At 74.8% G+C, this 18527-nt stretch carries 17 protein-coding genes; 9 read left to right on the top strand and 8 right to left on the bottom strand.

All coding sequences use genetic code 11. The features are described from left to right. Positions 1-66 precede the first annotated feature (66 nt). The 3 genes from FE634_RS09305 to rpsT all read left to right on the top strand — a co-directional run bounded on the left by FE634_RS09305 (position 67) and on the right by rpsT (position 2407). A complete protein-coding gene (locus FE634_RS09305) occupies positions 67-1023 on the top strand; it encodes a phosphotransferase family protein (RefSeq protein WP_396954635.1) in 957 nt (318 codons plus the stop codon). Further along, positions 1020-2003: a phosphotransferase gene (locus FE634_RS09300; RefSeq protein ID WP_138875719.1), complete on the top strand. Its 984-nt coding sequence runs from the start codon at positions 1020-1022 to the stop codon at positions 2001-2003. The genes FE634_RS09305 and FE634_RS09300 overlap by 4 nt, the downstream gene beginning before the upstream one ends. Before the next feature lie 143 nt (positions 2004-2146). Further along, positions 2147-2407 (top strand): 30S ribosomal protein S20, encoded by a 261-nt coding sequence (rpsT, locus tag FE634_RS09295; RefSeq protein ID WP_134766194.1) that lies wholly within the window; start codon positions 2147-2149, stop codon positions 2405-2407. A 79-nt stretch (positions 2408-2486) separates the two neighbouring features. Here rpsT and holA read toward each other — a convergent pair whose 3' ends face one another. The 5 genes from holA to leuS all read right to left on the bottom strand — a co-directional run bounded on the left by holA (position 2487) and on the right by leuS (position 10489). Continuing rightward, complete coding sequence (holA, locus tag FE634_RS09290; protein WP_138875718.1) at positions 2487-3476, bottom strand: DNA polymerase III subunit delta; 990 nt, start codon at positions 3474-3476, stop codon at positions 2487-2489. 29 nt (positions 3477-3505) lie between these two features. Further along, on the bottom strand, positions 3506-5854 hold the full coding sequence (locus FE634_RS09285; RefSeq protein WP_262347634.1) for a ComEC/Rec2 family competence protein: 2349 nt from the start codon (positions 5852-5854) through the stop codon (positions 3506-3508). Positions 5855-5858: 4 nt separating this feature from the next. Next, complete coding sequence (locus FE634_RS09280) at positions 5859-6911, bottom strand: ComEA family DNA-binding protein (protein WP_138875717.1); 1053 nt, start codon at positions 6909-6911, stop codon at positions 5859-5861. Positions 6912-7020: 109 nt separating this feature from the next. Beyond that, positions 7021-7926, bottom strand: coding sequence for a DegV family protein (locus FE634_RS09275; protein ID WP_138875716.1), 906 nt, complete (start codon positions 7924-7926; stop codon positions 7021-7023). A gap of 43 nt (positions 7927-7969) precedes the next feature. Next, complete coding sequence (gene leuS, locus FE634_RS09270) at positions 7970-10489, bottom strand: leucine--tRNA ligase (protein ID WP_148240532.1); 2520 nt, start codon at positions 10487-10489, stop codon at positions 7970-7972. A gap of 195 nt (positions 10490-10684) precedes the next feature. Between leuS and serS the strand changes: the two genes are divergently transcribed. Together serS and FE634_RS09260 are read left to right on the top strand one after the other, a co-directional pair. Continuing rightward, the gene (serS, locus tag FE634_RS09265) at positions 10685-11947 is read left to right on the top strand and encodes a serine--tRNA ligase (RefSeq protein WP_148240531.1); all 1263 of its coding nucleotides are present in this window, start codon (positions 10685-10687) and stop codon (positions 11945-11947) included. Positions 11948-11960: 13 nt separating this feature from the next. Further along, positions 11961-12428 carry a VOC family protein gene (locus FE634_RS09260; RefSeq protein ID WP_138875715.1) on the top strand — a complete coding sequence of 156 codons (468 nt, stop codon included), beginning with the start codon at positions 11961-11963 and terminating at the stop codon, positions 12426-12428. 72 nt (positions 12429-12500) lie between these two features. Here FE634_RS09260 and FE634_RS09255 read toward each other — a convergent pair whose 3' ends face one another. Further along, the gene (locus FE634_RS09255; RefSeq protein WP_148240530.1) at positions 12501-12959 is read right to left on the bottom strand and encodes a hypothetical protein; all 459 of its coding nucleotides are present in this window, start codon (positions 12957-12959) and stop codon (positions 12501-12503) included. Between the two features lie 33 nt (positions 12960-12992). Then, positions 12993-13646 (bottom strand): hypothetical protein, encoded by a 654-nt coding sequence (locus tag FE634_RS09250; RefSeq protein WP_137292030.1) that lies wholly within the window; start codon positions 13644-13646, stop codon positions 12993-12995. A 151-nt stretch (positions 13647-13797) separates the two neighbouring features. Here FE634_RS09250 and FE634_RS09245 point away from each other — a divergent pair, with 151 nt between their 5' ends. Continuing rightward, on the top strand, positions 13798-15090 hold the full coding sequence (locus FE634_RS09245; protein WP_138875713.1) for a sensor histidine kinase: 1293 nt from the start codon (positions 13798-13800) through the stop codon (positions 15088-15090). Beyond that, positions 15087-15839 (top strand): response regulator transcription factor, encoded by a 753-nt coding sequence (locus tag FE634_RS09240; RefSeq protein ID WP_137292032.1) that lies wholly within the window; start codon positions 15087-15089, stop codon positions 15837-15839. Before FE634_RS09245 ends, FE634_RS09240 begins: the two co-directional genes overlap by 4 nt. Before the next feature lie 3 nt (positions 15840-15842). Here FE634_RS09240 and FE634_RS09235 read toward each other — a convergent pair whose 3' ends face one another. Beyond that, positions 15843-16466, bottom strand: a complete 624-nt coding sequence (locus FE634_RS09235) for a TetR/AcrR family transcriptional regulator (RefSeq protein ID WP_137292033.1) — start codon at positions 16464-16466, stop codon at positions 15843-15845. 117 nt (positions 16467-16583) lie between these two features. On the opposite strand from FE634_RS09235, the gene FE634_RS09230 reads away from it, so the two are divergent. Then, complete coding sequence (locus FE634_RS09230; RefSeq protein WP_138875711.1) at positions 16584-17378, top strand: SDR family NAD(P)-dependent oxidoreductase; 795 nt, start codon at positions 16584-16586, stop codon at positions 17376-17378. 2 nt (positions 17379-17380) lie between these two features. Beyond that, positions 17381-18523: a DUF5938 domain-containing protein gene (locus FE634_RS09225; RefSeq protein WP_262347633.1), complete on the top strand. Its 1143-nt coding sequence runs from the start codon at positions 17381-17383 to the stop codon at positions 18521-18523. The last annotated feature ends 4 nt before the right edge of the window (positions 18524-18527 follow it).

The raw sequence follows: 18527 nt of genomic DNA, 5'->3' as shown, positions 1-18527 counted from the left end.
GGTCGCCCCCGGTGGACCGCGCGCCGGTCAGGGACCGACGGCACCGCGTCGGCGAGGATGGCGCCCGTGATCTCGCCGCGGCCCTACCCTGCCCCCGTCGGCCGCACCGCCCGGCGCCTGGAGTGGCCGCACCTGCCGCCGGTGATCCGGTCGGCGGTCGAGTGGCGGATCGGGACGGCCGTGCGGTCCTCGCACTCGCAGACGGCCGGCTTCACCCCGGGTTTTGCCTCGGTGCTCCTGGGCGCGGACGGGTCGCGGCACTTCGTCAAGGCCGCCTCGACCAGGGCCCAGCGGCTCTTCGCGGAGTCCTACCGCGAGGAGGCACGCCGGCTGGGGGCGCTGCCGGCCGGCGTCCCCGCGCCGCGGCTGCTGTGGGTCCACGACGCCGACGACTGGGTGGTGCTCGGCATCGAGCACGTCGAGGCCCGCGCCCCCCGCCGTCCCTGGACCCGCGGCGACCTCGACCTCGCGCTCGACATGCTCGCCACCACCGCCGCGGTGCTGACCCCGCCGCCGGCCGGGCTGGCCCTCGACACCGTCGCCGCCGACCTGGCCGGGTGGCCGGCGCACTGGGACTACGCGCTGCGCACCTTCGTCCTCCCGCACGGTGAGGAGGCCGCGGCCCTCGCGGCCCGGTTCGACGAGGTCGTCGGCGGCACGACCGTGGTGCACACCGACGTGCGCGACGACAACATCCTGCTCACCGACGACGGCCGCGCGCTGCTGTGCGACTGGAACTGGCCGGTGCTGGGCGCGGCCTGGCTCGACTCCCTGATGCTGCTCGTCGGACCGTGCGGCGACGGGCTCGACGTCGAGGCCGTGCTCGCCGAGCACCCCACCTTCGCCGACGTGCCGGCCGAGTCGGTCGACGTCGTGCTGGCCCTGCTCACCGGTTACCTGCTCAAGTCGGCCGACGACCCGGTGCCCCCGACGTCGCCGCACCTGCGCGACCACCAGCGCTGGCAGGCCGACGTGCTCTGGGACTGGCTCTGCGAGCGGCGCGGCTGGGAGACCGGCGAGTGACGGCGCCACGGGCGGTCGGTCGTCGCGCGACGTACGCCGAGATGCCGGCGGCGGTGCGCGCCTGGGTGGAGGACACCCTGGGCTCCCCGGTCGTCGAGACCCGCGAGCAGGTCGGTGGCTTCTCCCCCGGGTGCGCCACGCGGCTGCGCTGCGCCGACGGCAGCCGCGCGTTCGTCAAGGCGGTGGGCGCCGACCTCAACCCCGACAGCCCGACCCTGTTCCGCCGCGAGGTGCTCGCCCTGACGCTGCTGGGCTCGCACCCGCTGTGGGCCGACCTGCTGGCGTCCCACGACGAGGACGGCTGGGTGGCGCTGCTGCTCGAGGACGTCGACGGCCGCCACCCCGACCTCGACGACGACGCCGAGATGGGCCGGCTCGTCGACGACACCGACCGGCTCGTGGAGGTCATGGCCCAGCGGGTGCCCGACCCGCCCCGGCCGCCCCCGGCGTCCGGCAACGCGCTCTACCGCGCCGGGCTGACCGACCTCCGCGCGACGTTCGTCGGGTGGCGGGCGGGGCTCGAGCACGTCGCGGAGGTGCCGCCCGACCTGGTGCCGGCGTGGGTGGTCGAGCGCCGCGAGGAGCTGCTGCCCGGCGTCCGGGCCCTCGCGGAGCAGCCGAGCGACCACCTCGTGCACTACGACATCCGCAACGACAACCTCCTCGTGCGGCCCACCGGGGAGCTGGTCTTCCTCGACTGGGGCGCCTGCGGCATCGGCCCGGACTGGCTCGACCCGCTGCTGGCGCGGCTGGAGCGGGTCGACACCCCCTGGTTCGACGCCTCCCTCGCCACCTCCCCCGCGCTGGCCCGGGTCGGCGACGAGGTCGTGACGTCGTGGCTGGTCGCGATGGGGACCTACCTGGCCCACCGCGCGCACACCGCCGTCGACGTCAACCTGCCGACCCTGCAAGACTTCCGGCGGCGCGAGTCGGCCCGGATGCTCGGGGCCGCGGCGCGCCGGCTGGGTCTCGGTCCGTGACCCGGCGTGGGACCCGGTGACGATTTCTGTCCTGCACGTCCCACTGGTAACTTGGTCCGTCGCGTGCCGGCCGTCCCGACGTGCCCACGCACCCAGACCTGCACCACCTGTCCAGCACCAGCATCCGAGGCGAAGGCAACCCTGTGGCGAACATCAAGAGCCAGATCAAGCGCAACAAGCAGAACGAGAAGCGGCACGAGCGCAACAAGGCGGTCAAGACCGGCCTGAAGACCGCCGTCCGCAAGTTCCGCGAGGCCGCTGCGGCCGGCGACAAGGACCAGGCGCTGACCCTCGGCCGCGAGGCCAACAAGGCGCTCGACAAGGCCGCCTCGAAGGGCGTCATCCACAAGAACCAGGCGGCGAACCGCAAGTCGGCGATCTCGAAGACCTCCGCCTCGCTCTGAGCCCCACCTGCATCGACCCGTCAGTGATCACTGACGGGTCGACGTGTTTTTCGCTGACCCGTCGCTGATCAGCGACGGGTCAGCGCTCGTCGCGGAGGCCGGCGATGGTCAGCACCAGGCGCTCGAGGGCGTACGAGGCGTCGCTGGCGGCGCCCTTGATGTCGGCGTCGGCCTGGGCCACGGCGCGGATCGCGCGCGACAGCCCGGACTCCGACCAGCCCTGGGCCTGCGAGCGCAGGGTGCGCAGCTTCCACGGCGGGACGCCGACCTCCCGGGCCAGGTCGGCCTCGCGCAGGCCCCTCATCGCGCCCTTGTAGCGGGCCAGGCCCCGGGCGCTGCCGGCGAAGGCGGAGGTCACCAGGACCGCCGGCGTGCCGTTGTCCATCGCCCAGCGCAGCTCCTCGAGCGCCTGCTCGCGGTGCCCGGAGAACGCGTGGTCGGCCACCGCGAACGACTTGGCCTCGGCGCGGCCACCGAAGTAGCGCGCGATCTTGTCGGCGGTCAGCCGCTCGCCGAAGAAGTCGTTGGTCAGCTGGTGCGCGGCCGCCGACAGCGAGCGCAGGTCCTGGCCGACCGCCTCGACGAGGGCGCGCGCGGCGTCGTTGTCGATGGTGGCGCCGTGGCGACGGACCTCGGCGGCGACGAAGCCGGGGAACTCGGAGGCCTTGAGCTCCTCGGACATGGTCTCGGTGACCCCGCGCAGCTTGCGCAGCTTGGTGAGGGTGCCGCTGCCCTTGGCACCGCCGCCGTGCACGAGCACCACCGCGACGTCCTCGACCGGCGCCGCGGCGTACTCGAGCAGGCCGGCGACCGACTCCTCGGGCAGGTTCTCCAGCCCCCGGACGACGACGCACCGCGTCGCCGAGAACAGCGACGGCGCCGACATCTCCCCCAGCGAGGCCAGGGTGAGGTCGGAGGCGCCGGTCTCGGAGAACTCCGCCTCGCCGTCGTGGGCCCGGACGACGTCGCGGACCGTCTGGACGGTGCGCTCGTTGAGGAACTCCTCCTTGCCGGTCACCAGGGTGACGCGGCCGAGCACGCTGCTGCTGTCCAGGTTCGCTGCCGGCATGGCTGCACCCTGGCACACGCCGCCGACGCTCACCCACCGGCCCGCACGCCCACCGTGCCGCCCCCGTCGTCGTCCCCGTCGTCGCCGGTCACGACCAGGACGTCGCCGTCCTCGTCGGTGCGCGAGACGCTCGCGCCGGCGGCCTCCAGCGCCGCAAGGACGTCGGGCGCGGGGTGGCCGTAGTCGTTGTCGGCGCCGACCGAGACCAGCACCTGCTCGGGCCGCAGCGACGCCAGCCAGTCGAGGTCCTGGTGGCGGCTGCCGTGGTGCGGGAGCTTGAGGACGTCGACGTCGAGGCCGGGGAGCTCGCGGGCCACGGCGGCCTGGCCGGGCGGCTCGACGTCGCCGGTCAGCAGGATGCTCACCCCACCGACCTCGGCGAGCAGGACGAGGCTCTCGTCGTTGGCCGTGCTGCCGTCACCGGGCCCGTACCGGGGTGGTCCGGGCAGCGGCCAGAGCACGTGGAGGACGGCGTCGCCCACCGTGACGGGCCCCGGCGGCGGCAGGGTCGGGACCACCCCCGCCCCGCGTGCGGCGTGGACGACGTCTGCGACCGCCTCGGGCGGGTCGAGCAGGGACGTCGTCCAGACCTGGCCGACCCGCCGGCCGTCGAGGACGCCGGGCAGGCCGTCGACGTGGTCGGCGTGGAAATGGGTGAGGACCACCAGCGGCACCTCCTCGACGTCGAGGCGGTCGAGGCAGCGGTCGACGGCCGCAGGGTCGGGCCCGGCGTCGACGACGACGCCGCGGCCGCCGCCCGCGTTGAGCACGAGGGCGTCGCCCTGGCCGACGTCGCACATCGCGAGCACCCATCCCGCGACCGGCCAGCCCGGCGAGGGCAGCGGCACCGCGACCACCACGACCAGCACGACGGCGACCGGCAGCGCGCGGGCCGGGTGGCGCAGCACCCAGGGCGCCGACGCCGCCAGGGCGACGCAGACGGCGACGAGCACGGCCAGCGACCAGGCGTCCGCGCCCCAGTCGACGGCGGCGAGCGGCAGGTCGGCCCCGCGGCGGGCCACCGCCACGACCCACCCCACGCACCACCCGGCCGCGGTGCCGAGGAGACTACCGAGCGGATCGCTCACCAGCGCCACCAGACCGCCGCCGAGACCGAGCACGGTGGCCGGCCCGACGACCGGCGCGACCAGCAGGTTGGCGACCACCGCGACCAGGCTCACCTGGGCGGAGAGGCCCGCGACCACCGGCGTGCACGCGACCTGGGCCGCCGCGGGGACCGCCACCGCCTCGGCGAGCCACCGCGGCAGCCAGCGGGCGAGCGCGTCGCGCCAGCCGGGCGCCAGCACCACGATGCCGGCCGTGGCCAGCACCGAGAGCACGAAGCCGGCCGACGTCGCCAGCCCCGGTTGCACCAGCAGCAGGACGACGACCGCGACCCCGAGCCCGCGGAACGCCCGGCGCCGGCTGTTGGCGCCCATCGCCAGCAGGCCGACGGCGCCCATCGCCGCGGCGCGCAGGACGCTCGGCTCGGTGCGGGCGAGCAGCACGAACCCCGCGATCCCGAGCGCCGCCACCAGGCCCAGCCAGCGGCCGCGCACGTGGCACCACCTGGCCAGGACGAGCAGGAACCCGACCACGAGCGTCAGGTTGGTGCCCGACACCGCCGTGAGGTGGGTCAGGCCGGTGGTGCGGAAGTCGTCCTCCAGGTCGGCCGCCAGGCCGGCGTCGTCGCCGTCGACGAGCGCCGGGACCAGCGCCCGCTGGTCGGCCGGGCGGTGCGCGACGGCGTCGCGGATCGACGCGCGGACCGCGCCGGCCCCGCGCCACCAGACGTCGGGCCGGTGCCGCACGACCGGGGCGGAGGCGCCCGTGAGCAGGGCGGCCAGGTCGGCGCCGTCGGCCGGCGTGAGGAGACCACGGGTCGCCACGCCCGACCCGAGCTCGACGCCGGCCCACCGCTCGTCGCCCAGCACCAGCACCGGGACGGCGACCTCGTGCCGGACGCCGCGACCCACCACCGTGTGCACCTCGAGCCGGACGACGACCCCGTCACCGAACGGTCCCGCCACCGGGCGCGGGTCGGCGACCACCACCCCGGTCACCTCGACGGCGGCCCGCTGCTCGGCGAGCGCTGTGACCGGGCTGGTGCGCACCGCCTCCGCGCGCAGCGACGCCGAGGTCAGGACGGCGACCGCGACCATCCCGCACGCCAGCACCGCACCGACGGCGCCCCGGTCGCGCCGCACCACGGCCAGCACCACCCCGGCGACCACCGCGGCCAGGACGACGGCCACGGCGAGACCCGGCGGCAGCAGGGCCGCGGCGAGGCCACCGGCCCAGCCCGACGCGGCCAGGCACGGCGTGCGCAGGTCGGCCGGGGCGGCGACCGCGGGCCCCTCCTCGTCGAGGTCGGGCACGACATCAGACCGTCACCAACGGGGTGAGGGTCGCGAGGGTGGCGTCGCCGATGCCGGAGACCTCGAGCAGCTCGGTCACCGCGGTGAAGGCACCGTGCTCCTCGCGCCAGGCGATGATCGCGGCGGCCGTGACCGGCCCGACGTCGGGCAGGGTCTCCAGGAGGGCCTGGTCGGCGAGGTTGAGGTCGACCAGACCGGCCGGCGCCCCGGCGGAGCCCGGGACGGTCGCCCCCGCCGGGCCGGACGCCGAGCCGGACGGCGGGACGGGCGCTCCCCCGTCGACCCCGACCAGGATCTGCTCGCCGTCGACCAGGACGCGGGCCAGGTTCAGCGAGCTCAGGTCGACCGCGGGACGGGCCCCGCCGGCCCTCTCGAGCGCGTCGACGACCCGCGCGCCGGCGTCGAGCACCACGATGCCGGGACGCCGGACCCGCCCGGCCACGTCGACGGTCACGGTGGCCGCGCCGGCGGCACCGGCCAACGGCTCGGCCGGCGCTGGCGGGGCGGCCGGGGGCGCGGTGGATGGCTGCGCGCCCGGGGCCTCGACGGGCACCAGCCCGGCGGGCGGGTCGCTGACCGTCACCGGCGGGCCGGGGTCGTCTCGCAGCACCTGCCAGGCGGTCACGGCCAGCCCGACCGAGACGAGCAGGGCGACGACCGCGAGCGCGCCGGCACCGACCCGCACCCGCCCCCGCAGCGTCTCGGGCACGACCGGGCCGAGCGGGACCCGGCGGCGCGCCGCGTGCCGCCCGGGGACCGGCACCGGCACCGCCGCCGGGACCGCGGACGGCACCGTCGCCGGTGGCGCGGGCGGCGGTGGGACGGTCGCCGGTGCCGGGGTGAGCGGCCGGTCGGCGGGCGGCGGGTCGGGCACCGCGTGCAGCGCAGCCCGGGCCGCACTCACCCGGGTGTGGTCGTCCCACCACTCACCGCCCGAGGCCGGGTCGACCCGGCCGACCGGATCGGGCTCCCTGCCGGCCGCCAGCTGCTCGGAGAGCAGCGCGAGCCGGCGCGAGACCGCCTCCTGCTGCTCGGGGCTCGGACGTCGGCTGCGCATGCCGAGGACCGTAGGCACCCGGTCGGACCCTCGGCGACCGCCGGCGGCGCGCCTGTGGAGAACGCCCGGCCGGCCCGTCCTGTGGACGGTTCGTGGCTACCGGGCAGGGCTACCGGGCGGGGCGGGTCGCCGGCACGGGCCGCGGCGCCACGCACACCGCGAGCATCCCGGGCCCGACGTGGGCCCCCAGGACGGCGCCGATCTCCGCGCACCAGACCCGGTCGCCCTCCGACCCCCCGTGCAGCTGGTCGGCGAGCCGCTCCGCCAGCTGCTCGGTCAGGGCCGCGGCGCGCTCGGGACTGGCCAGGTGGGCCACGCAGACGTCGACGGGCCGGTCGCCGGCGGCGGCGACGGCCAGGTCGGCCAGCCGGGCCAGGGCCCGGCTCGAGGTGCGCACCCGCTCCAGCGAGGAGACGGTGCCGTCCTCGATGGTGAGCAGCGGCTTGACCGCCAGCGCGCCCCCGAGCAGGGCGGCCGCGGCGCCGATCCGGCCGCCGCGCCGCAGGTACTCGAGGGTGTCGACGTAGAAGTACGACGAGCTGTCCGCCGCCCGCTGCCGCGCCGCCTCGGCGACCTCCTCGGCCGAGCCCCCGGCCGCGGCTACCTCGGCCGCGGTGAGGGTGGCGTACCCGGTCGCGACGCCGACCTGCCGGCTGTCGACGCACACGACCCGCACGCCCTCGGCGCGGGCGTCGCGCGCGGCGAGCTGGGCCGACTCGAACGTGCCGCTCATCTCGCCGGACAGGTGCACCGAGACGACGTCGGTGGCGCCGGCCGCGGCCGCGGCCCGGTAGGCGTCGAGGAAGACCGCCGGGGCCGGCCGCGAGGTGCTCACCGGCCGGAACTCGCGCAGCGCGTCGGCGACCCGGGCGGGTGTCGCCTCGGGCGAGCCCTCGTCGAACGCGTCGGCCCCGACGACGACCTGCAGCGGCACCACGACGATGCCGTGCCGGGCCGCCAGGTCCGCCGGCAGGCTCGCGGTGGAGTCCGTGACGACGGCGACGGACGGGGGCATGCCGGGGATCCTAGGAGACATCGCGCCCCGACGACGAGCCCGCTCAGACCACCAGGTTGACCAGCTTCGGCTCCCGCACGACCACCTTGCGCACCTCGCGCCCGTCGACCGCGGCGACGACGGCCGGGTCGGCCAGCGCCAGCGCCTCCAGGTCGGCGGCGCTGATGTCGGGGGCGACCTCCAGCCGCGCACGGACCTTGCCCTGGATCTGGACGACGGCCGTCACCGACTCCGCGACCAGCAGCGCCGGGTCGACGCTCGGCCAGGCCGCCTGGGCGACCGAGGGGGCGTGGCCCAGCCGGTCCCACATCTCCTCCGCGACGTAGGGCGCGACCATCGACAGCAGCCGCGCGACCACCTCGGCGGCCTCGCGCACGGCCGGGTCGGCGCCGCCGGGGCCGGAGTCGATCGCCTTGCGGGTGGCGTTGACCAGCTCCATGGTGCGGGCGACCACGACGTTGAAGCGGTGACTCTCGAGCAGGGTCTCGGCCTCGGCCACGGTGCGGTGGGTGACCCGGCGCAGCGCGACGTCGCCACCGCCGGCGTCGGTGCCCGGCGCCGAGGTGACGTCGCCGCTCAGCCGCCAGGCGCGCTGCAGGAAGCGCAGGGAGCCGGTCGGGCTCATGTCGGCCCAGTCGATGTTGTCCTCGGGCGGGCTGGCGAAGACCAGGGTCAGGCGCACCGCGTCGACGCCGAACTGCTCGAGCTGGGCGCCCAGGTCGATGCCGTTGCCCAGCGACTTGCTCATCTTGCGCCCGTTGTTGATGACCTTGCCCTGGGACAGGTAGGACGAGAACGGCTCGTCCCAGGTGATCAGCCCCAGGTCGCGCAGCGCCTTGGTGAAGAAGCGCGCGTACAGCAGGTGCAGCACGGCGTGCTCGTCGCCGCCCAGGTAGAAGTCGACCGGACCCCACGCCTCGGCCAGGGCCGGGTCGAAGGCCTGGGTGTCGTCGTTCGGGGACAGGAACCGGAAGAAGTACCAGGACGAGTCGACGAAGGTGTCCATCGTGTCGGTGTCCCGCTCGGCCGGGCCGCCGCACGCGGGGCAGGACACCTCGACCCACTCGCGGGCCGCGCCCAGCGGCGAGGTCCCCCGCGGCTTCAGGTCGGCGCCGCGCAGCTCGGGCAGCCGGACCGGCAGCTCGGACTCGGGGACGGCGACCTCGCCGCACGCCGGGCAGTGCACGATCGGGATGGGCGCACCCCAGTAGCGCTGCCGCGACAGCAGCCAGTCGCGCAGGCGGAAGTTGATCGTGCCCGCGCCGTGGCCGATCTGCTCCAGGTGGGCGATCGTGGCGCTCTTGGCCTCGGCCACCGGCAGGCCGTTCAGGTCGAGCGCCGACGCGACGCCCGGCGCGGGCGAGTTGATCGCGGTGCCCTCCCCCGCGTAGGCCTCGCCCTCGAAGTCGGCCGGCGGCTCGGTGGTGCGCACGATGGGCAGGTCGAAGGCGGTGGCGAACTCCCAGTCGCGCTGGTCGCCGCCGGGCACGCCCATCACGGCGCCGGTGCCGTAGTCGGCCAGCACGTAGTCGGTGGCCCACACCGGGATCCGCTCACCGGTCAGCGGGTTGGTGGCGTGCACGCCCAGGAACACGCCGGTCTTGGCCCGGTCGGTGGCCAGCCGGTCGATGTCGGTGGCCTTGCGGACCTCGTCGCGGTAGGCCTCCAGCTCGGCGCGGTGCTCGTCGGTGACCAGGGTCTCGGCCAGCCGGGCGTCGACGGCGATGACCATGAACGTCGTCCCGAACAGCGTGTCGGGACGCGTCGTGAACACGGTGACCGGGTCGTGGCCCTCGACGTCGAAGGTGACGTGGGCGCCCTCGGAGCGGCCGATCCAGTTGCGCTGGGCGTTGGCCACCTTGCCGATCCAGGTGTCCTGCAGGGCGTCCAGGCCGTCGTAGAGCTCCTGCGCGTAGTGCGTGGTGCGGAAGTACCACTGCGTCAGCTCCTTCTTGGTCACCTCCGCGCCGCAGCGCTCGCAGGTGCCGTCGGACAGCACCTGCTCGTTGGCCAGCACGGTCTGGTCCTGGGGACACCAGTTGACCGGGCTGTTCTTGCGGTAGGCCAGGCCCTGCTCACGCAGCTTCAGGAACAGCCACTGCGTCCACCGGTAGTACTCGGGGTCGGAGGTGTGCAGCCGCCGCGACCAGTCGAAGGACAGCCCGTAGTGCTTCATCGACGACAGCTGGGTCTCGATGTTGGCGTAGGTGTAGGTCGCGGGGTGGGTGTCGTTGCGGATCGCGGCGTTCTCGGCGGGCAGGCCGAAGGAGTCCCAGCCCATCGGGTTCAGCACCTCGTAGCCGCGGAAACGCCAGTAGCGGGCGAGCACGTCGTGCAGCGCGAAGACCTCGGCGTGACCCATGTGCAGGTCGCCGCTGGGGTAGGGGAACATCGTCAGCGCGTAGCGCTTCTCGCGGCGCCCCTCGACGACCGCCGCGTCGTCGGCCCGGAACGGGTCGAGCTCGGCCCAGACCCGCTGCCACTTCTGCTCGACCGACCGGACGTCGTACGTGGCCGCCTCGCCGGTGCCGGTCGCGGTGCTGTCGGTGCCCTGCTCGCTCATCGTCTGCTCCTGCTCGTGCTGCTTCGGACATAAAGAAACCCCTCACGTGGAGGGGTGGCCGCGCGATCGGTGGGTGATCAGCGCGGCTGTGCAAGAAGCAGGGTGTGGGTGCTCACGGGTGCATCCTACCGCGTGGCGGGGCCCGGCCTCGACCACCTACCCCGCGTCCCGGGGACGCGCCCTAGCATGTTCGCCATGCTGGACGTACGCACCATCCGCGAGCACCCCGAGCTGGTCAAGCACGCGGTGGAGGTGAAGGGGATCGACCTCGACGTCGACGCCCTGGTGGCGCTCGACACCGAGGTGCGCCGGCTGCGCCACGAGGTCGACAACGCCATGGGCGAGCGCAAGCGCCGCTCCAAGGAGTTCGGCCGGGCCGACGAGGCCACCCGCGAGCGGCTGCGCGCCGAGCAGGCCGACTTCGACGTGCGGCTGGGCGCCACCAAGGACGAGCACGCCGCCCGCGCGGCCGAGCTGCAGGACCTGCTGCTCCAGGTGCCGGGCATCCCCTGGGACCAGGCGCCGGTCGGCGCCGGCGAGGCCGAGAACGTCGTCATCAAGAAGGTCGGCACCCCGCCGAGCTTCGACTTCGAGCCGCTCGACCACGTCACGCTGCTCGAGGAGCGCGGGTGGGCCGAGTTCGCCCGCGCCCGCAACGTCTCCGGGGAGCGCGCCTACGCGCTGCGCGGCGACGCCGTCCTGCTCGAGCGGGCGGTGCTGTCCTACGCCCTCGACCTGCTCGTGACCCGCAGCTTCACGCCGATCTCGGTGCCCTCGCTGGTCCGCGAGGCCGCGCTGGTCGGCACCGGCATGTTCCCGAAGGGCCGCGAGGAGACCTACGAGCTGCCCGCCGACGACCTGTTCCTGGCCGGCACCGGCGAGGTCGCGCTGGTCGGCCTGCACGCCGGGGAGATCCTCGACAAGGCGCAGCTGCCGCTGCTCTACGCCGGCATCTCGCCCTGCTTCCGGCGGGAGATCGGCAGCGCCGGGCGCGACGTCCGCGGCCTGATCCGGGTCCACCAGTTCGAGAAGGTCGAGCAGTTCGTCGTGTGCGAGGCCGACGACGCCGAGTCCGAGAAGTGGCACCAGGCGCTGCTCGACTGCGCCGAGCAGCTGCTCCTCGACCTCGACCTGGCCTACGAGGTCGTGGAGTGCAGCACCGGCGACATGGGCCTGGGCAAGTTCCGCATGAACGACATCAACACCTGGTTCCCCTCGCTGGAGAGCTACCGCGAGACCCACTCGTGCTCCACGCTGCACGACTGGCAGGCGCGCCGCGCGAGCCTGCGCTACCGCGACACCGACGGCACCATCAAGCACGCCCACACCCTCAACAACACCGCGGCGGCGACGCCGCGGCTGCTGGTCGCGCTCCTCGAGAACCACCAGAACGCCGACCGCACCGTCACCGTGCCGCCGGTGCTGCGCCCGTACCTGCAGGGCCGCGAGGTCCTCTGATGGTCGCCGTCCGATGAGCCTGGCGCCCTGGGTCGTGGCGGCCGACGCCGCCGCGCTGCTCGACTTCCTCGCCGACGTCCTCGGCGCGCAGGAGACCGGGCGCGCGCCCGGTCCCGACGGGCTGATCGGGCACGCCGAGACGGTGGTGGGCGGCACGACCGTCGTGGTGGTGGACGCCCTGCCGGGCTGGGCCCCGCAGCCGGCGCTGATGCGCGTCGACGTCCAGGACGTCGACGCCGTGCTGGCCCGCGCCGAGGCGGCCGGCGCGACCACGGTCACGCCACGCACCTCGCTGCCGTTCGGTGACGACGTCGCCCGGTTCACCGACCCGTGGGGCAACCTGTGGTGGGTGCACGAGCACGTGCAGGACGTCGACTTCGACACCCTGCTGGCCCGGATGGAGGACCCCGCCACCGCCGAGACGATGGGGCACTTCGAGCTCTCCCTCGACGCCGAGATGCGGCGCCGCGCCGGTTCCTGACCGGTGCGCGGCGCCGTCGCTCCCGGCCGGGGCGGTGCCACGTCGCCGTGACCCCCGCCCCGGGCCCGGGGCTCAGCCCGTGGGCGCCTCCGCGCAGGTGACGCCGGCCTGGCCGAAGAGCTCGGCGTCGGCCGGGTCGATGCCCGCCGGGTCGGAGTCCGCGATCGCCTGCAGCGTCGTCGCCGAGGCCGTGTCGTAGAGCTCGTCGACGAAGCAGGTCACGGTCTGCTCGACGATCTCCGCCGGCAGCGAGCCGCCGGACTGGTCGGTGAGGATCGCGGTGTAGCCCGCGACGACGTCGTCGCGGCTCGGCCGGCCGTGGTCGCCGTCGCCCTCGTCGGGCTCCTCCTCGGCCGGCGGGGTGTCGCCCTCGGTCGTGGTGTCGTCGTCCGCCGGGGCCGGGCTGCTGCTCCCGGCGTCGGACGAGGTGTCGGCGGAGCCGTCGTCGCCGGAGTCGTCGCCGCAGCCGGACAGGCCGAGGGCGCCGGCCAGGACCAGGGTCAGCAGGAGGCTGGGAAGCTTCGCGCTCAAGGTGGGTCTCCTTCGTCGGTTTCGTGGGGTGGGTCAGGGCAGCGCGACGGTCCAGACCTCCTCCTCGATGCTGTCGTCGGAGCCGATGATGTTCGCGGCCGCGCGGGTGTACTCGAGCTCGTAGGTCTCGGCCCGCGAGTTCACCTGGAAGCAGAGCCAGCCGCCGCCCTGCTCGCCGCTGCTGACGCCCTCGAACGGCGGGTAGCCGGCCGCCGTCATCGCCTCGTCGGCGATCGTCGTGGCCGAGCCGGCGGTGTCGCCGTCGGCGAGCAGCTTGAAGCCGCCCTGGACCCCGCCGCTGAACTCGTCGCCGGCGCTGACCTCGACCTCGACGAGGACCAGCTCGCCGCCGTCCTCGGTGATGCCGGAGAACTCGGCCGGGGCCGGGAAGTCGCGCAGCACCTGAGCCACGGTGATCGTGTCGCCCAGGACGTCGTCGGTGATGGTCTCGCCGACGGCCACCGGCGCGCCGCCCTCGGCGGGTGCCTCCGACGGCTCCTCGGGGACGGCGTCCTCGCCCTCGCCCGGGGCGACGTCCTCGCCGTCGCCCTCGGCGCCCTCGGCGTCCTCGGCCGCCTCGCTGCTGGAGTCGGTCGTGGGCGTGTCGGTCTCGTCGTCGCCACAGGCGCTCAGTGCGCCCAGGCCGACGACGGTCGCCACCGCGGCCACGGACATACGGATCTTCAAGGGTCCTCCTCGTCACGGGCGAGCTGCGGGCGAGCTCGCTGGAGTCCCCAGGCTGGCTCGCGCCCCCCGCCCGCGGTACCAACGAAATCGCAGAACCTCCCGCGGAATCCGCGCTCCCGACCGGCCGGGCGATCGGGCAGGATGTGGCCTCGTGGACCGTCGACGCGCCCTGCCCACCGGCCCCGGCCAGCCCGCGCCGTGGGCCTGGTCGTGGCTCGGCGGCCGGCCGCCCACCACCGCGGCGGGCGCGGAGACCGCCGTCATCCTGCTGCTGATCGGCACCCGCCTCGGGATGCTGGTGCAGGGCCTGCCCTCGCTGGTCGGCGGGGTGTCCTCCTCCCCCGCGCCGTTCGTGTACGTCGTGTGCTGGGGCGCCGCCGCCACCGCCGCGACCGCCGTCAGCGTCGCCTCCTTCCTCCGCGGCCGGGCACTGCCCGACCGGGTGCAGGTGGCCGACATCGCCCTGGCCGCGACGCTGCTGCTGCTCGGGCCGTGGACGGTCACCGAGGAGCACCGGATCGGCACGTGGGAGGGCTTCCAGCCGGGCTACGCCCTGTCGGTGGTGATGTCGATCGCCGTGATGCGCCGCAGCGGCCTGTGGTGGGCCGGTCTCACCGCAATCGTGCTGTCCCAGATCTGCTACGTCGCCTCGGCGTTCGACACCGTGAGCTTCTCCACGACGCTCGGCAACCTGTTCACCGTGGTCATCCTGGGGGCGGTCGGGCGGGTCAGCGTGCAGTACCTGCGCCGCGTCGCCGAGGACGCCGACGACGCGCGCGCCCGAGCCTCCGAGCTGGCCCGGCTGCAGGAGGAGCAGCGGGCCCAGGTCGCGATCCACAACGGCGCCGCGGTGATGCACCTGCTCGGCGAGCCCGACCTCGACGACGTCACCCGGGACCGGCTGCTCGAGCAGGCGCAGTACGAGGCCACGCGGATGCGCGCCTACCTGCGCGGCGGTCCCCGCACCGACCTCGGTGGCACCGGTGACGACTCCGCCCCGCAGGCGCTGGCCGACGCGGTCAGCCGCACGTGCCGCACGTTCGACGACCTGGTCATCGAGGTCGCGCTCGACCTCGGGCAGGGGGTGCTGGTCGACCCGGCCGTCGCCGCGGCGGTCCAGAACGCATTGACCAGCCTGCTGCTCAACGTGCGCGTGCACGCCGGTGCCCGGCTGGTCGTGGTGCACCTCGACGCGGGCGACGCCTTCCCGCCGACCGGGTGGGTGCTCTCCGTCCACGACGACGGCTGCGGCTTCGACCTCGACGACGTCGCGCTCGGGGTCGGGCTGCGCGAGGTCGTCCACGGCGAGCTCGGCCGGCACGGCGTCGAGGTCCGGCTGGAGTCGGCGCGGGGCGCCGGCACCACGGTGACCCTCTCCGGCGGCGTCGTCTCCCTCCCCCACCCCCCGGCCCCCCTCGCCACGACGCTCGGGGCGCAGCGGTGACCGCCGGACCGACCGCCGGACCGACCGCCCGGCCGACCGCCGTCGTGGTCGACGACGCCACGGTGATCCGCCAGTCGATCCCCGCCCTGATGCCGGCCTTCGACGTCGTCGGCTCCTACTCGCGGGTCGAGACCCTCATCGCGGAGCGGCCGCACGCCGACCTGGTGATCCTCGACCTGCACCTGGTGAACTCGACCCAGCCCTCGGCCCGCCAGGGGGTCGCGGCCGTGCGCGCCGTCGTCGCGGCCGGCTACCGGGCGTGCGTCTACAGCCAGGAGGAGCGGCGCTTCGTCCTGGCGGCCTGCCTGGCCGCCGGCGCCACCGGCATCGTGTCGAAGTCGGAGCCGGTGGAGTCGGCCCAGGCGCTGTTCCTCGACGCGATGGTGGGCCGGATCGTCGTCCCGCAGGCGATCATCAGCCTGATGGAGCTGCTCGTGCGGCGCGACTGCATCACCATCCTGGGTGAGCGCCAGCGTCAGGTCCTCGCCGGCCGGGCGCGGGGCCTGACCTACGCCGAGCTCAGCCGCACGCTCTTCCTGTCGGAGTCGACGCTGCGCGGCTACTGGCGCGAGCTGACCCTCGGGGTCTCCCGCTACCTCCAGGCCACGACGCCGTCCGACATCGAGCGGGCACTCGGGCTGGGCCCGGGCGACCTGCTCGACTTCTGGCCGGGGGCGGCCGACGTGCCCCCCGGGGCCACCGGGACCTCCGGCGGCGCCGCCTCGCGGGACTGGTGGCGGTTGCGCTGAGGCTCAGGCCGGCGGCACCAGCAGCACCGGCATCACCGCGCGCACCTGGGCCGGCAGCCCGGCGAGCACGGCCTCGCCGTCGCGCGTGAGGGCGAGCAGGGCCTGCTGGAACAGCCCGTCGAGGACGGCGTAGGCCGCCGCCGGCGCGAGCGCGGGCGGGCGCGCGGCGAGGTCGGAGTAGCGCTCGACGACCCGCCAGATCATCTCCTGCAGCGTGGCGTCGATGTGGGTGACGGCCTCGCGCAGACCGGGCTCGAACATGCTCTGGGTGCGCAGGTCGTACCAGAGGCGGTGCATCGGTGCCTCGTCGCGCAGCGTCTCGACCAGCTTCGCGGCGAACGCCTCGACGAGCTCGTCGGCGCTGGTGGAGTCGGCGACGACCGCGTCGTAGCGGCGCACGCACCGCGCCTTGTAGTAGCGCACGCAGTAGACGATGAGCTCGAGCTTGTCGCGGAAGTAGTAGTGCACCACGCCGTGGCTGAACTCGGAGTTGGTCGCGATCTCGCGCAGGCTCGCCCGGGCGTAGCCGAGCTCGCCGAGGGTGCGCAGCGCCGACTCGGCGAGCTGGTTGCGACGCTCGTCGTGCTTGTCGCCCGGGGAGCGACGGGCGGTCGCCGTGGTCGTCACGACGCCATCCTCGCACGCCACCCCGATCCTGACGACTGTCAAGATTTCTCTTGACAGTCGTCAAGCGCGAGGAGGAACGTGACGGCCACCACACCCGACTGCAGGAGGCCACGCTCCATGACCCACCACGACCTGACCGGGCGCACCGCCCTGGTCACCGGCGGAGCCCAGGGCCTCGGTGAGGGCATGGCCCGCGCCCTCGCCGCCGCGGGCGCCACCGTCGTCATCGCCGACCTCCAGGACGAGGCGGCCGCGAGCGTCGCGGCCTCGCTCGGGGAGGGGCACGGCGCGGTCCACCTCGACGTGACCGACGAGGCCGGCTGGGAGGCGGCCGTCGCCGCCGCCGTCGAGCGCACCGGGCGACTCGACATCGTCGTCAACAACGCCGGCGTCGAGGTCAGCAGCCTCGCCGCCGACGTCGAGGTGTCCGACATCCGCACCATGCTCGACGTCAACGTGCTCGGAACCGCCCTGGGCATCAAGCACGCGCTGCGCACGATGCGTCCGGGCGGTGCGGCCGGCCACGGCGGCAGCATCGTCAACATCTCCTCGGTCGCCGCGACCATCGCCTTCCCCGGCATCCCGATCTACTCCGCCACCAAGGCCGCCGTCGACCGGCTCACCCGCGTCGCGGCCATGGAGGCCGGCAAGCTCGGCTGGGGCGTGCGGGTCAACTGCGTCTACCCCGGTCTGGTCCCCACCGCGATGGGCCAGGGACTCGCCGTCGACATGGCCACCCTCGGGCTCTTCGAGAGCCCGGAGGCCGCCGTCGGCGCCGTCGTCGAGCTGACCCCGCTCGGGCGGCTCGGCGAGGTGGCCGACATGGCCGACGCCGTCGTCTTCCTGGCCTCCGACGCCGCCCGGTTCATCACCGGCACGGGGCTGTCGGTCGACGGCGGGATGGGGATGTGACCGTGACCGACTCCCCGAGCAGCCCCAGGCCCGTCGTCGTCTACGGCGCCTCCGGCTACACCGGCCGCCTCGTCTGCGAGTACCTGCGCGAGTACGGCGTCCCGTTCGTCGCGGCCGGCCGCAGCGCCGAGCGGCTCACCGACTCCATGCAGTCCCACGTCGCCGGCATCGAGACCGCCGACTACGAGGTCGTCGAGGTCGAGCACACCCTCGAGGCGCTCACCGAGCTCGTCCGTGGCGCCTCGGTGGTGCTCAACACGGTCGGCCCGTTCAGCAAGTGGGGACCCGAGGTCGTCGAGGCGTGCCTCGCGACCGGGGCGCACTACACCGACACGACCGGCGAGCAGGACTGGCTGATCACGTGCGACGAGAGGTACGGCGCCGACTTCGCCGCCGCCGGGCTGCTCCTCGCGCCGGGCATCGCGCAGATGTACACGACGGGCGAGATCGCCGCCCAGCTCTGCCTGGAGACGCCGGGGCTGGACACGCTCGACATCGCGGTGTTCTGGGGCGGCAGCCCGACGATCGCCTCGACGCAGACGATCTTGTTCAACGCCGCGACGTCGGCCGCGCACCACCTCCAGCAGAACCAGTACGTGCCCTTCGACCCTGGCCAGGGCCTCGTGCCGCTCGTCGTGCCGGGACAGCACGAGCTGGCCCTCTCCCTGCCGTGGGGCGGCACCTCGCACCCGGTGTGGTTCAAGCGCGACCCGCGCGTGGCGAGCTGCAAGGCCCAGGGCGGGGTGTTCAACGCGGCGCTGATGCACGGCGTCCCGCAGATCGTCGCGGCGGCGCTGGAGGCCACCCAGGGCATGGACGACGACGAGCGCGACGCCGCCCTGGCGGCCACCGCCGCCCAGGTCATGAACCAGATGCCCCCGCGCGAGAACCCCCGGCTGAACAAGTCGCTCGACTCGGTGCACGCCTCGGGTCCGCTCGGACGCGCGCACTGCGTGATCCACGGCAACTCCAACTACAAGCAGACCGGCCTCCTGCAGGCCTACGCCGCCTACTCGCTGCTCCAGCAGCCACCGCTGCGCGTCGGGTTCGCCTCCGGCTGCCAGGCCTTCGGCCACCGCGAGCTGCTCGGCGTCCTGCGGGCGTTCGGACTGGTCGCCGCCCCGGTCCTGACCGTGGAGGGCTGAGCCG

The organism is Nocardioides sp. S-1144 (assembly GCF_005954645.2).
Classification (GTDB): Bacteria; Actinomycetota; Actinomycetes; order Propionibacteriales; family Nocardioidaceae; genus Nocardioides; species Nocardioides dongxiaopingii.
Note: the sequence above shows the minus strand (reverse complement) of the source record. Positions and strands in the feature narration are given on the sequence as shown.

Bases quoted from the DNA above. Each gene is read 5' to 3' on its own strand.
- holA (WP_138875718.1), bottom strand. From the start codon at position 3,476: ATGCCGGCAGCGAACCTGGACAGCAGCAGCGTGCTCGGCCGCGTCACC.
- serS (WP_148240531.1), top strand. From the start codon at position 10,685: ATGCTGGACGTACGCACCATCCGCGAGCACCCCGAGCTGGTCAAGCAC.
- FE634_RS09280 (WP_138875717.1), bottom strand. From the start codon at position 6,911: ATGCGCAGCCGACGTCCGAGCCCCGAGCAGCAGGAGGCGGTCTCGCGC.
- FE634_RS09230 (WP_138875711.1), top strand. From the start codon at position 16,584: ATGACCCACCACGACCTGACCGGGCGCACCGCCCTGGTCACCGGCGGA.
- FE634_RS09260 (WP_138875715.1), top strand. From the start codon at position 11,961: ATGAGCCTGGCGCCCTGGGTCGTGGCGGCCGACGCCGCCGCGCTGCTC.
- leuS (WP_148240532.1), bottom strand. From the start codon at position 10,489: ATGAGCGAGCAGGGCACCGACAGCACCGCGACCGGCACCGGCGAGGCG.
- FE634_RS09275 (WP_138875716.1), bottom strand. From the start codon at position 7,926: ATGCCCCCGTCCGTCGCCGTCGTCACGGACTCCACCGCGAGCCTGCCG.